Origin of the sequence: Mesopusillimonas faecipullorum (assembly GCF_020539505.1) — a bacterium.
Taxonomy (GTDB): Bacteria; Pseudomonadota; Gammaproteobacteria; order Burkholderiales; family Burkholderiaceae_B; genus Mesopusillimonas; species Mesopusillimonas faecipullorum.
In genome coordinates, this window is sequence record NZ_JACDXW010000007.1 from 88,850 (window position 1) to 100,449 (window position 11,600).

Here is an 11,600-nt window from a genome sequence, read left to right on the forward strand (position 1 = left end):
TCCAGGCCTCCAGGAGAAACGGATTGGATAAGAGCGCATGCGCAAGCAGCTTGCAAGGTAAGACCGCCATTGTCACGGGCGCCTCGCAGGGGCTGGGCGCCGACATTGCCGCAGTATTGGCGGGGCAAGGTGCCAACGTTGTCTTGGTGGGAAGAGGCCGTGAAGCCGGCCAGGCCGTTGCCGATGGCATAGGCAAGGGTGCGGTGTTTCATGAAACCGACGTCACCAGCGATGACGCCATAGACGCATGCGTAGATTTCACGGTCAGTCGTTTTGGCAGCATAGACCTATTGGTCAACAATGCCTGCAGTTACGCCGACGAAGGCTTGGCTTCCTCGCGCGAGTTGTGGTTTCAAACGCTGAACGTCAATCTTGTTTCCGCCGCCATCTTCACCCAGAAAGCCACTGCGCACATGCCGCGTGGGGGCGTAGTGATTAATATGGGCAGTACGGGCGGCAAGTTCGGCGCAGCAGGGCGGGCTATTTACCCGGCCTCCAAGGCGGCCATGCTGCAAATCACCCGCAACTTTGCGGTAACGCTGGCGCCTGCCGGCATCCGTGTGCTGGCGGTATCACCGGCCTGGACATGGTCGCCCTCTACTGAGCGTATGAGCGGCGGTTCAATCGAACGAGCCGACAAAGTGGGGGCGCATTTTCATCCCCTGGGGCGTGTCGGTCGAGGCGAAGAGATAGGTCAAGTCGTCGCGTTTTTGGCCAGCGACGCCGCCTCGTGGATGACCGGTGTCGATGTGCCCGTGGATGGCGGGTTCTCCATGTTGGGGCCCGATCAAGGCATTTCGCCACGCGAATGGTTTGCCCGCCTGGGCGCCGACTAAGCGATCAAGCACACAGCATGGGGCGGCACACCCTGAAGCCCATGCTGTGTCGCGTCTTCAGAAGGCTGCCGAAATAGCGAACTCGACTCTTGAGCCCGCCAAGCCAGGAAACATGCGCTTGGCTTTCGCATCGCTGACATGATAGGTAAGCCGTGCTTCGAAAGGGGCTTGAAACGCCCAGCTGACGCCTACCGAACCATGGGTATAGCTGTCGCCATAGGCTTTTTCAAGAAAATATCGTGATACCGAGCCCTCCAGGCTGAATTGATCGTTCAGCGGATAACGTGCGCCCAATTGCAGGTAAGTGCCTCGGTAACCGCTGCCCATGGCATTGGTAGAGTGCGCGATGGCCAGCCAGTAGTTTTCGCGCCATGTCAGGCTGGCGTTGATTTCGTTCCAGTTCAGATCGTCATCGGCTGCGGGGTATTGGTAACGCAGGCCGTAAACGTCCAGCGCCCAGTCTGGGGCAATGTTGCCGCTCCAACCCGCCACAAAGTTGAATTCGGTGCGGGCCCCGTTGTCCGGCACAAACTTCACGCTAGAGCCCCAAACCGAGGCGTATAGACCGCTTTCATGGCTGTATTGCAAACCGGCTTGAACGGCGGGCTTGCGATCGGATTGTGAAACGCCACGCCACATGTAGTTGGTGGTCAAGGTGGCATTGCCGCTGAATTCCGCATGAGCTTGAGGGGCCAAGCCAAAAAGCAGGCTTGCCGCACCGCAGCTAGCGACGCGACGGAAGGTGGAAAGTGGTTTGAGGCACGCGACTTTGCTGGACATGAACTTTCTCCTGGATACATGGCGGGTTGCCAATACCTAATTATTTATAATATTCTGTATACAGTCTACTGATTTGTGCTGCGACGCCGCAAATTTTTCCGTTTCATAGGTTTATAGTGGGGAAAAACCAATGTCGTTAAGGACGATAGAAATGTGGAAACCCATTCTTGCGGTTGCGGCAGGTTCCGCAGCCGGCGGATTGTTGCGCTGGGGGCTCAGTCAAAAGCTCAACGGTCTGTGGGTTCAGCTCCCGCCTGGTACTTTGGTCTCGAACCTGATCGCCGGCTATATCGTGGGGCTGGCCGTGGCGTGGTTGATGAGTGCGCCGGCTTTGTCCCCAGAGTGGCGTTTGCTGATCATTACGGGCTTCTGCGGCGGGCTCTCCACCTTTTCGACGTTCTCGGTCGAGATCCTTGCGTTATTGCAGCGTGGCCATTATTTTTTAGCCCTGGGCGGTGTCGCCTTGCATCTATTTGGCTCCTTAGCCATGACCGCTGCGGGAATTGCCACGACGGTATGGTTGCGTAGCCCGTAATAAGCAAAGAAAAGACGGTATGATTATTGCTAGGCGCCACTGTAAAGGCGCTGCAAATCCGGTGCGGTTTCTCCACACCTTTCCAAAAAGACACCACATCAGCCCTTATTGGGCAAAGGCGGAACTAACCATGGTGAAAGCACGTATCGTCATTGCCTTGATCGGCATGGGGGCCTTGGCCGCCTGCCAGTCTCCTTATGGTTCAGGCAAGCAGCATGGCTCCAGTAATTCCGAGTTCAACTGCATAGCCGGCACTGTCGGGGGCGCCATCGTGGGCGGCCTGTTAGGTAGCGCCATTGGTGGGGGCAGAGGAAACACCGTTGCAACGGCAGTCGGCATCGGCGGGGGTGGTTATCTTGGCAACAGAATGGGCTGCGATTGAAGGAGTACCAAGCCATGAAGAAATACTTACCACTTACCATCGCCCTGGCGCTTTCGGCGCCTGTCTTGGCCTTCGCCCAAGAGGGCGGTGCTCAAATGATGACCCAAGAGCACTTCGAGCAACTGGATACCGATAAAAGTGGCAGCGTCAGCCGGGCCGAATACCAAACGTTCATGGAAGGTGCTTTTACCAAGATTGATACGGATGGTAATGGCGTACTTACTCAGACAGAAGCCATCACCGTGTTAACGCCCGAGCAAATCAGCAGCGTAGACACCAATAAGGACGGTCAAATCAGCCGCGAAGAGTTCATGACTCAAGTCATGAGCGACTTCAGCCGCCACGACCGTAACGGCGACGGCCAACTCCAGCACCCATAAAAAAAGCACGCCCTTTTTAGGGGCGTGCCTTGGTCTTCCAGAACGCGGCAGTTTTTTACTTTGCAGCGTTCTGAATCGACTCGCCGCCGCGTTCAACGTCTTTGCCGAAGCCCTCAACGGTATGGCATCCGGCTAGCAGGCCGGTCATCAGCAGTGAAACAGCGGCAAGCAGCCAGGAAGCTTTTTTCATTGGTATCTCCTAATGTCCCCTAATGGGGGGTGTTGATGTACCCGAAAAGAATACCTGAGTTTCTCCCCTTAGTGTCGCGGCATAAGCGTAGGATTTTCTGCTAGGCTTGTGCCATGCAACATGGTATACTGAATAAAGTTGATGTGCCGTGGTGTCATACCCGCATCAGCCTAGTACTTTCTCTATCGTGGCTTGTGCGGCTACACCCGCCTGCCAGTCGCCTGACAAAGTTCGCTCACCGTAGCGCACTGTGCGCTACCCGCAATTGAATCGCCGCTTTTACCCCTCGCTTTAAAGTCGGCATCAAAGGAATCACTCTTGTATTTACCCCTACAGGTTGGAAAATACCTGGTTTCACCGTTGGTCCGTCGCGACCTCCAAGGCCATTTCACTGCTTCGGTTTCTATACGCAGCGGTCGGCTTAATACCTCGCATGATCGCCTGATGCGATTCACCCCGCTTTTCGACTCCGCTGCCGAGGCTGCCCAATACGCCACGGGGCAGGCGCTCGATTACATCAAAGTCCAGTCGCGGGACATGCGTGTGAAACAATTTGACTAAGGAGGCCGTATGGCAAAAGAAGAACTGTTAGAGATGCGCGGTATTGTTGACGAAGTGCTGCCTGATTCACGTTTTCGCGTCACCCTGCAAAATGGGCACGCCTTGATCGCCTACACGGGCGGCAAGATGCGCAAGCACCACATTCGTATTTTGGCGGGTGACGATGTGTCGCTCGAGTTGTCGCCCTATGATCTGACAAAAGGGCGTATTACTTTCCGCCACTTAAAAGAACGCGGGCCCAGTAGTGGTCCGGTGCGCCAGAATCGGCGCTAAAGTAAGACTTGATCATGTGATCAATCAAGAGCCTGGTTTCGGTCTTTGTACCGTCGCCAGGTTTTTTTTGGCTTATCGATTACGTTGTGAGTAACGAATCTCGGAGGCACAACACATGGTGTTATTGAACGGACAAGTTTGGGAAGTTCTGGAGCAGGTGCGGTTGCGGCAGGTACTGTGGCATCGCAGGGCGACTATTTTTTCCACTCTGGAAGCAGCGGGCTTGCTCAAAGCGATGCCCCAGACAACAGTGGCCATGACTGGTCGTCCGGTACCCAATATTGCTACGCTTACTGAGGTCGGTAAACGCGAGATCCGGCGTTTGGCCAGTTGCCGCCGCGACGAAGTCTGGGAGCCCGAAAAAACGAGCAAGTCGGTATTGACGGATCGTAGGCCCGTAGAGCAGACGGCTGCGGTTTCGGCGCAAGGCTAAGTGCGCCGACCCCTTTGCAGGGCCGGCGCGTAAGCACTTAGGCGAAGTTGATCACTGAACGGATCGACTTACCTTCGTGCATCAGGTCGAAAGCCTCGTTGATTTCAGTCAGCGGCATGGTGTGCGTGACGAAGGGCTCGAGTTGAATCTTGCCGCTCATGGCGTCTTCGACCATGCCAGGCAATTCGCTGCGACCTTTAACGCCACCAAAAGCCGTGCCCAGCCACTTGCGCCCGGTAACCAGTTGGAAGGGGCGGGTGCTGATCTCTTGTCCGGCACCGGCTACACCGATGACAACACTTTGGCCCCAGCCGCGATGCGCACACTCAAGTGCAGCGCGCATGACGTTGACGTTGCCGATGCATTCAAAGCTGTGGTCTACGCCCCAACCCGTCATTTCGACGATGACTTGCTGGATAGGCTGGTCGTAATCTTTGGGGTTGATGCAGTCGGTGGCACCAAAGGTGCGAGCCAAATCGAATTTGCCGGGGTTGGTGTCAATGGCGATGATGCGACCGGCCTTGGCCAGCTTGGCACCTTGTATGACAGCCAAGCCGATGCCGCCCAAGCCGAACACTGCCACGCTGTCGCCCTCTTGCACCTTGGCGGTGTTCTTCACAGCACCCAGACCCGTGGTAACGCCGCAGCCCAGCAGGCAGACTTGTTCGGGGTTGGCATCGGGGTTCACCTTGGCCAGCGAGACTTCGGCGACAACGGTGTATTCGCTGAACGTCGAGCAGCCCATGTAGTGGTAAATGGGCTGGCCGTTGTAGCTGAAGCGCGTGGTGCCGTCAGGCATCAGGCCTTTGCCCTGCGTGGCGCGCACGGCAACGCACAGGTTGGTCTTGCCCGATTTGCAGAACAAGCACTCGCCGCATTCAGCCGTATAAAGAGGGATCACATGGTCGCCCGGCTTCAGGCTGGTGACGCCTTCGCCGACTTCGACGACGATACCGGCGCCTTCATGACCCAACACGGCGGGAAACACCCCTTCAGGGTCGGCACCCGACAGCGTGAAAGCGTCGGTATGGCACACACCGGTGTGGGTGATTTTGACCAGAACTTCGCCCTTGCGGGGTGGTTCGACGTCGATCTCGACGATTTGCAGGGGTTTGCCTGCTTCGAAGGCTACGGCAGCACGAGATTTCATGACAGTCCTTGTGGATGAAAAGTAAGGGTTGGTGGGCGGTCGGTTTGAGTGCCGCCGCAAAGCTTTAACGAAGATAAGAACGGATCAGCGAGACAATGTCATCGACGGATTCGGAAGGTGGAGCTCCATCTTGTTCGATGGAAATGAAAGTTTCGCGTAAGTGGCTTTCAAGGACACCGGCCATCAAGCCGTTGATGCCGCCACGGACGGCAGCGATTTGCTGCAAGATGGGGCCGCAGTCAGTCCCTTCTTCAAGCGCGCGCTCCAGCGCGTCTATTTGACCGCGCACTCGCCGCACGCGGGCCAGCACACGTTTCTTTTCTTCTGGAGAATGGGGCATACCTGTCTCGATGAGAATACTACCAGGGAGTATATAAAAATACCCCCGGGGAGTACAAGTCGAATGCTTTGGGGATAACCCCCATTCTGGCCTATTACTCTTCCAAGCTGCGCTTGACCGCGTCTTCATGCAAGGATTCGTTGAGCTGATCGATGATCGTCGTCCACTCACCGTCTATGGCCAGTTTTTCCGCAATGAACTGGCGCTGACCTTCATTCCAATACGGTGCTTCGGAGATCCTGACGTCGGTCGGCAACTGGTGTTTGCCTATGAATTCGGCAATGGACTTGTCATCGGCATCTAGGCCCAGTTGCAAGAAAAGGGTAGACATGGTGGGGATAGTAGGGATGGTATTCATGGGTGCCTCCTTTCTGTGGGGGAATGCTCGCGGGATTGTTTGAGGGATTCTGCCTTCATTCGCATCAGCAGGGCATGCAGCATCTCGGTAGAGAGCCCGTGTAATACGAGTCTATACCCTGCGCGCAAAGTCGACATGGGCACAAGTGGATGCTTGTTATTCAGCAGGATCAGATGCTGAGGGGCCTGCAGAATCTGCGCAGTATAGATGCCTATGGTTTCGTCCAACTGCAAAGAGTTTGCGGCGCGCCAGAAGTCGTTGTCTGTCAGTAGTAACTGATAAACCGGTGTAAAAAATTCTATGGCGCTTTGCAGGTCTACCACGTTGGCGCGCCCTTGGGGCATCTCTTGCAGGGCCAGTGGGGGCTCTTCCAGCATGGAAAAATCCACAGACTGCGGGGCTTGCATTTCTTGGCCCGCCTCTCGCAGAGCCTGGTTCAAACGAATCACAAAGTTGAAGAGGTTGATGTCATGTTTCACAAAGACATGATCTTTCAGTTCGTCAATATTGGCCGGCGTCAGTGGTGACGTGTCGATAGGAACCGGGGAGTTGGCGGCAATAAAAGCCAGTATCTGCGAACCTAGGTGAAAATGCCGCAAAATCAGCCAGTTGGCCTGAGGGCTGACGTAGCGTTTCAAGCCCCAGACCAGTAAGCGATGCAGCAGCGTCGAGTGCGACCAGCGTTTTGGCATCAAGGTCTTGACGACCTGTATGACAATGATCAGCGCTCGGCACAGCGGGCGCAGGAAAGGGAGCAGGTACTGGCGTGATTTCGAGCTAGAGTCTTGTAACCATGCTGTTTTGACATGATCGGGAAGCGGCGTGCTGCGATCCAGATATAAGGCCAGCCATGGGCTAGGGTCTTCCGGGTCGTGATGGTCATAACGAAAATCAGCAGCGGGTTTGCTCATGCGTCGTACTCTTTGACATATTGAAATTGCATCAGGTAAAGCGCGGCGGTGCGTCGGGCTGTGTCCATGATGGCGCGTTCCGCTCGCTGTTGGTCGTCGCATTCCAGCGCCAGGCCCACCGCAGTCAGCCAGCGAGCCAAGTGATTTTCGTCATTGTGCCCATGGTATTCCAAGAATCTGAACGCATCGGGCGGCAGTGGCAGGCTGGCTTTTAAAAGGGGTAGCAGGGCAGGCACTATGCGTTGACCCGTTCCTTCGATGATGTAAATGGCACCCAGCAAGCCTATGGGGTCACGTGTGGCGGCCAGGGCGTGCAAATAGGCGTTCAGGGCTTCGCCACCTGGGTTGCGTTGCAGGTCTTCCACGCGGGCTGCCGTGCCTCCCGCTTGCTGATAGTCTTTGAACAGGATGTTGAAGTCATCTTGTTCTTCGCCTGCATGCAGGTTGATCAGTGCGGCAAGCGGGGCGTAGGTATCAGAGAGCGACGCGGTGGCTTCACGCATCCATTTGGCGCCCTCGCGCACTTGCGGTATCCAGTTCGACATCCAGCGGATGTAGTCTTGCGTATGAAAGTGCCCTTCTCTAAGCGTATGCACTAGTGGGGTACGCCATACGCGTGAACGGTAGTCGTGCCAAATTGCGGCAAGTTCTGTTAGCAGCGGCCCCAGGCCCTGAGGCGCGTGCGCCGGGTCATGTGGTGGGGCGATGGTATCGGCATACGAAGTAGAGCTTGTCGAGAGGGTTTCCTGCACCGGGCCCAGACGATCAGCAGGCAAGGCGCTAGGGGAGGAATCGTCTTCTACCTCTAGCAGCATATAAGTGGTGGTGAAACGGCCGGACTCTGGTACATAGCAAAGTATCTGATCGCCGGCCTTTACGCTGCGGGTCTGTAGAAACTCGGCCAACATGATCATGATGGATGCGGCGCCGGTATTGCCTCGCCAAGATAAATTGCTGAACCAGTAAGGCTTGGGTATAGACAGGCCAGCCTTGTCCAGCAAGTCCTCGACCACAGGCATGAATTTTTCCGACGAGTAATGGCACAGAAAGTGGCGGACGCGGCTGGGGTCCACCCATTTCTCGCGTACCAGTTGAGCAAACTCGTGTATGCCGATGTCGAACAGGTGCGGCAGCAGGCGTATGTCTTGGCGCAATGATAAGGCGCCGTCCGCTTCGGCTTCTGCCCACGAGGGGTAATCCAGGTGGCTGCGTTTGCGATCTTGTGTCAGGCCTAGTTGCATGCAAACAGGGTAGTCACCGGAAAACGACTTTTGGTGAATCCAACGTAAACGTACGCGCAAGCCTGGCAGCATGTCGCCGGGCGCTTCTCGATTTCCCAGTGTGACAGCGCCCGCACCGTCCGAGAGCATCCAACGCAAAAAATGCGCATCGAAGTCTGCTTCGTAGTTGCGCGCTGCAAACCGAGAGCGTTTGAAAAGCCGGGAGGGCATCTCGCTGGCTACCGCCAGCCCTAGGGTGTGGCCACCTAATTCAATGCCCTGCGCGACAGACTGTATGGCACCGACGCCAGCGGCACAAATGCCGTGAACCGACACCGTTTCCATTGGGGGCGCTGCCAGTTCGCCTTGAATCATGTTGGCAAAGCCCGGCATGAGCGCATCCGCCCCTGACGAGCCGCTCGCCAGCATAGACACTTGTCCGATGTCCAGGCCGCCTTGCTCCAAGCAACTACGTATGGCGTGCGCCGCCATGGCCGCATTGCTAAGTGTCGTGTTGCCTTGCTCATCAACTGCGTAATAGCGCTGCTTGATGCCGTTTTCAGCCAGAATCCTTTGTTTGATTCGGCTGGACAGGCGATTCAGCGGTGCGATGAAGGCGTCCATGGCAGTGTTATCGACAGGTTCGCCAGGCAGATGGTAGCCGGCGCTTTTCAGGTAGACGCGCTCAAAGGCGATAGGCATGGACTCAACTCTCCGAAATAAAGAATAAGGCTGCGCAAGTGATAGGGGTTAGGGTCCAAAGACGCGTCATGAGGAAGACTTGCGCGCCCTGGTCGCTGCTTGTGAAAAGTGGCGGTCGATGTGCGGCTGGGCAGCGTCGGCGTTCAGGCGCGTGCGAAACAAGCGATCCATGAAGGTGAACTGGAAGCCGAAGTTGCCGTGGTAGCAAGCGTGGTGCAGATGATGACGACGACTGGCGGCAAACCAGTGTGAATAAGACACTTGAGGCCAGAGGTCGTAATTGGCGTGGCCTATGCAATTGAAGAACAAGCTAAACACAGGCACCGATGCCAAAGACCAAAAGCTGAAGTCATGCACGACCATGGGCAGCAAAATTACATTGCCCAGCATCAAGGCTTCTACGGGATGGAAGGCGTAAGTCGCAAAGGGAGTTGTGACGACTGAGCGATGGTGGGGTAAATGAAAACGCTTGAGCAAGCGGGTATGCAATAGACGATGGTTGATCCAAAAGTGGACGTCGTTCCAGATCATCAGGGCCAGGATTTCGAGCGCGATGCGACCGGCGCTGGCATGGGGGGTGAGCGTTGCCCAACCTAGTTGCACTAAGCCCCACGGGAAAATCATGCCGGTGCCGAAAATCAGTATCGAGACAGCCGACAAGCTAAATTCGCGGCGCAGCTGGCCCGGAGCCAGGGGGCGCGGGTCCAGTATGCGACCTATGCCCAGCCAAGGCAAAAGGTGCCGAGTCAACAGCCAAGTCAACCCGCCAAACACCAGGTAAATACTGGCAAAGAAAACCAGCCCCCATGCCATGACCTCTATGGCGGATAGCGATGCGAACGTGGCTCCCAATTTTCCCTCCCAAACCTCAGGCCGGTCTGGCCTGGGGGCGCTATCCTAGCATGGCAAGCTTTGCTTTCAGGGTAAGGATGCCTGCCCGCGCCATGCTTGCCCAGCGTTTCATGCGCTTTGGTTTCGAATCGATTCTTTTTGTTTCATAAGCGTAAATAAAAAACTATCGATTCCTCTCGGCTGATCTTTTTTAGAGTCTTCCCGCCCTACAGGAACTCCCTGCAGTAGTCGTTATATACTACGAAATATAGCGTGTTGGGGTAGGCCAAAAATGGGAGCAATGTTGCTGCTCTTTAGACAAGAGGTCTCGAGATATCCGCCTAAAGCAATAAACTTAATCAAAGGAAGAGAGAAGTGAAAATTCGACAGACTCGGCTCAGTCGGGATTTGAGCCTGGCCGGCCTCTGTGCCCTAATGGTTGCAGGCAATCCTGCTATGGCGCAGCAAGCCAGTAGGCCGGCAGACAGTGTCTTTACATTGGGCACGGTCAATGTTTCGGGGGCGCAAGAAAGCGATGCGCAAAAAGCGGAAAGCCGTATCGACCGTGAGCAAATCCAGCTGTTAGAGCTCAATGACGTTGGTCAAGCCCTGCAACTGGTGCCCGGCGTTCAGTACATGGCGCCCGGCGGCAGCGGAGGCAATCCCAACCGACACGAATCGCAAATCAAGCTGCGTGGCTTCAGCTTGCGTGAAGTGCCTATCTTCATGGATGGCGTGCCAGTCTATATTCCCTATGACGGATATTCAGACCTTGGCCGCTTCACCACGGCAGACGTTTCATCGATTCAAGTCGCCAAAGGCTACAGTTCCGTCATGTACGGCCACAACACCATGGGCGGTGTTATCAATATTGTCAGCATGAGGCCGCGCTCGGAATTAGACGTAGATGCGATGGCCGGCTTTGGCAGCGGCGGCATGCAGGAACTGAGCGCCAACGTGGGCACCTTGCAAGATAGATGGTATTTGCAGGCCGGTGTGTCTTATCGCAAGCGCGAATACCCTGTAACTTCGGGGTAAATGAATGTGACGGGGGCGCCCTTGTCTATCACGGGCTTGGCGAAGAAATCCTTGATGACGCTAAGCGCCACTTTCCCTTGGGCCAGGGCGCTCATATCGTTGGGTGCTTCGTTGCTGGCGGGACTGTCAGATCAGACCAGCGCGTTGGCTTGAGCAAACCCTTGTCTTGCAAACGTTCGGTATTGACGGCAAAACCGAATCCGGCGATTTCAGCGGCGGCGTACAGTTGATCGGGGTCGGAAATTGGAAAGCCGCCGACTTTCCCGGGTAGGCCGCTCATATCTACAGGTAAGCGTTGGAAGGCGCCCTCGGCGGCCAGCCTAGCGAAAGTGCGTTGCGAGGGCGTCCAATAGACGTCCACGTAAGCCGGATGGTCTTTCAAGTAGCGCATCGCATCGCCCGAGCGCCGCCAGATGATCTCAATTCTTGCCCCTGGGTGCGCTTTCTCGTAACCGGCTTCGACGAGCGAGACAAGCTCTTCTGGATAGCTGGTCATGACGACCACGTCCTTGCTCGGCGTTTGCGCTCCTGCGCTAGCCATGCAAAGCGTCAGTGCCGCGAACTTTGGAAGAAGGGAGAGCAGGGAGGATGCAAAATTACGCTTCACGTTCAGCCATTTACACGAGTTCAGTTCGATATATTCTAGTATATATAGCGAAGCTGGCGCGGCCCTGATCGCG

General features: G+C 55.9%; 17 protein-coding genes. 8 read left to right on the forward strand and 9 right to left on the reverse strand.

The genetic code is table 11. The features are described 5' to 3' along the window. Positions 1 to 23 precede the first annotated feature (23 nt). Positions 24 to 836 carry an SDR family oxidoreductase gene (locus H0484_RS13270; protein WP_226955121.1) on the forward strand — a complete coding sequence of 271 codons (813 nt, stop codon included), beginning with the start codon at positions 24 to 26 and terminating at the stop codon, positions 834 to 836. Between the two features lie 57 nt (positions 837 to 893). Here H0484_RS13270 and H0484_RS13275 read toward each other — a convergent pair whose 3' ends face one another. After that, positions 894 to 1,616 (reverse strand): TorF family putative porin, encoded by a 723-nt coding sequence (locus H0484_RS13275; protein WP_226955122.1) that lies wholly within the window; start codon positions 1,614 to 1,616, stop codon positions 894 to 896. 151 nt (positions 1,617 to 1,767) lie between these two features. Here H0484_RS13275 and crcB point away from each other — a divergent pair, with 151 nt between their 5' ends. The 3 genes from crcB to H0484_RS13290 all read left to right on the forward strand — a co-directional run bounded on the left by crcB (position 1,768) and on the right by H0484_RS13290 (position 2,913). Then, positions 1,768 to 2,151 carry a fluoride efflux transporter CrcB gene (crcB, locus tag H0484_RS13280; RefSeq protein WP_226955123.1) on the forward strand — a complete coding sequence of 128 codons (384 nt, stop codon included), beginning with the start codon at positions 1,768 to 1,770 and terminating at the stop codon, positions 2,149 to 2,151. A gap of 130 nt (positions 2,152 to 2,281) precedes the next feature. Next, positions 2,282 to 2,533 carry a hypothetical protein gene (locus H0484_RS13285; RefSeq protein ID WP_226955124.1) on the forward strand — a complete coding sequence of 84 codons (252 nt, stop codon included), beginning with the start codon at positions 2,282 to 2,284 and terminating at the stop codon, positions 2,531 to 2,533. 14 nt (positions 2,534 to 2,547) lie between these two features. Next, the gene (locus H0484_RS13290; protein ID WP_226955125.1) at positions 2,548 to 2,913 is read left to right on the forward strand and encodes an EF-hand domain-containing protein; all 366 of its coding nucleotides are present in this window, start codon (positions 2,548 to 2,550) and stop codon (positions 2,911 to 2,913) included. A gap of 55 nt (positions 2,914 to 2,968) precedes the next feature. On the opposite strand, the gene H0484_RS13295 is transcribed toward H0484_RS13290, so the two are convergent. Further along, positions 2,969 to 3,103, reverse strand: a complete 135-nt coding sequence (locus H0484_RS13295) for an entericidin A/B family lipoprotein (protein ID WP_226955126.1) — start codon at positions 3,101 to 3,103, stop codon at positions 2,969 to 2,971. A 318-nt stretch (positions 3,104 to 3,421) separates the two neighbouring features. On the opposite strand from H0484_RS13295, the gene H0484_RS13300 reads away from it, so the two are divergent. The 3 genes from H0484_RS13300 (at position 3,422) to H0484_RS13310 (ending at position 4,370) form a co-directional block, all read left to right on the forward strand. Then, positions 3,422 to 3,664 (forward strand): hypothetical protein, encoded by a 243-nt coding sequence (locus H0484_RS13300; RefSeq protein WP_226955127.1) that lies wholly within the window; start codon positions 3,422 to 3,424, stop codon positions 3,662 to 3,664. Positions 3,665 to 3,673: 9 nt separating this feature from the next. Beyond that, the gene (gene infA, locus H0484_RS13305) at positions 3,674 to 3,937 is read left to right on the forward strand and encodes a translation initiation factor IF-1 (RefSeq protein ID WP_226955128.1); all 264 of its coding nucleotides are present in this window, start codon (positions 3,674 to 3,676) and stop codon (positions 3,935 to 3,937) included. Between the two features lie 115 nt (positions 3,938 to 4,052). Beyond that, positions 4,053 to 4,370, forward strand: a complete 318-nt coding sequence (locus tag H0484_RS13310; protein WP_226955129.1) for a hypothetical protein — start codon at positions 4,053 to 4,055, stop codon at positions 4,368 to 4,370. 37 nt (positions 4,371 to 4,407) lie between these two features. Here H0484_RS13310 and H0484_RS13315 read toward each other — a convergent pair whose 3' ends face one another. From H0484_RS13315 to H0484_RS13340, 6 genes are all read right to left on the reverse strand, one after another. Then, the gene (locus tag H0484_RS13315; RefSeq protein WP_226955130.1) at positions 4,408 to 5,520 is read right to left on the reverse strand and encodes an S-(hydroxymethyl)glutathione dehydrogenase/class III alcohol dehydrogenase; all 1,113 of its coding nucleotides are present in this window, start codon (positions 5,518 to 5,520) and stop codon (positions 4,408 to 4,410) included. 64 nt (positions 5,521 to 5,584) lie between these two features. Continuing rightward, the gene (gene frmR, locus H0484_RS13320) at positions 5,585 to 5,860 is read right to left on the reverse strand and encodes a formaldehyde-responsive transcriptional repressor FrmR (RefSeq protein WP_226955131.1); all 276 of its coding nucleotides are present in this window, start codon (positions 5,858 to 5,860) and stop codon (positions 5,585 to 5,587) included. A 94-nt stretch (positions 5,861 to 5,954) separates the two neighbouring features. After that, positions 5,955 to 6,218, reverse strand: a complete 264-nt coding sequence (locus H0484_RS13325) for a DUF2789 domain-containing protein (RefSeq protein WP_226955132.1) — start codon at positions 6,216 to 6,218, stop codon at positions 5,955 to 5,957. After that, entirely contained in the window at positions 6,215 to 7,129 is a 915-nt protein-coding gene (locus H0484_RS13330; RefSeq protein WP_226955133.1) for a DUF6999 family protein, read from the reverse strand. Before H0484_RS13330 ends, H0484_RS13325 begins: the two co-directional genes overlap by 4 nt. Further along, positions 7,126 to 9,051 carry an iron-containing redox enzyme family protein gene (locus H0484_RS13335; RefSeq protein WP_226955134.1) on the reverse strand — a complete coding sequence of 642 codons (1,926 nt, stop codon included), beginning with the start codon at positions 9,049 to 9,051 and terminating at the stop codon, positions 7,126 to 7,128. The genes H0484_RS13330 and H0484_RS13335 overlap by 4 nt, the downstream gene beginning before the upstream one ends. A 66-nt stretch (positions 9,052 to 9,117) precedes the next feature. Continuing rightward, positions 9,118 to 9,903 (reverse strand): sterol desaturase family protein, encoded by a 786-nt coding sequence (locus tag H0484_RS13340; protein ID WP_226955135.1) that lies wholly within the window; start codon positions 9,901 to 9,903, stop codon positions 9,118 to 9,120. A 354-nt stretch (positions 9,904 to 10,257) separates the two neighbouring features. On the opposite strand from H0484_RS13340, the gene H0484_RS13345 reads away from it, so the two are divergent. Beyond that, positions 10,258 to 10,920: a TonB-dependent receptor plug domain-containing protein gene (locus tag H0484_RS13345; RefSeq protein ID WP_226955136.1), complete on the forward strand. Its 663-nt coding sequence runs from the start codon at positions 10,258 to 10,260 to the stop codon at positions 10,918 to 10,920. Between the two features lie 91 nt (positions 10,921 to 11,011). Here H0484_RS13345 and H0484_RS13350 read toward each other — a convergent pair whose 3' ends face one another. After that, positions 11,012 to 11,461, reverse strand: a complete 450-nt coding sequence (locus H0484_RS13350) for an extracellular solute-binding protein (protein WP_226955137.1) — start codon at positions 11,459 to 11,461, stop codon at positions 11,012 to 11,014. Positions 11,462 to 11,600 lie beyond the last annotated feature (139 nt).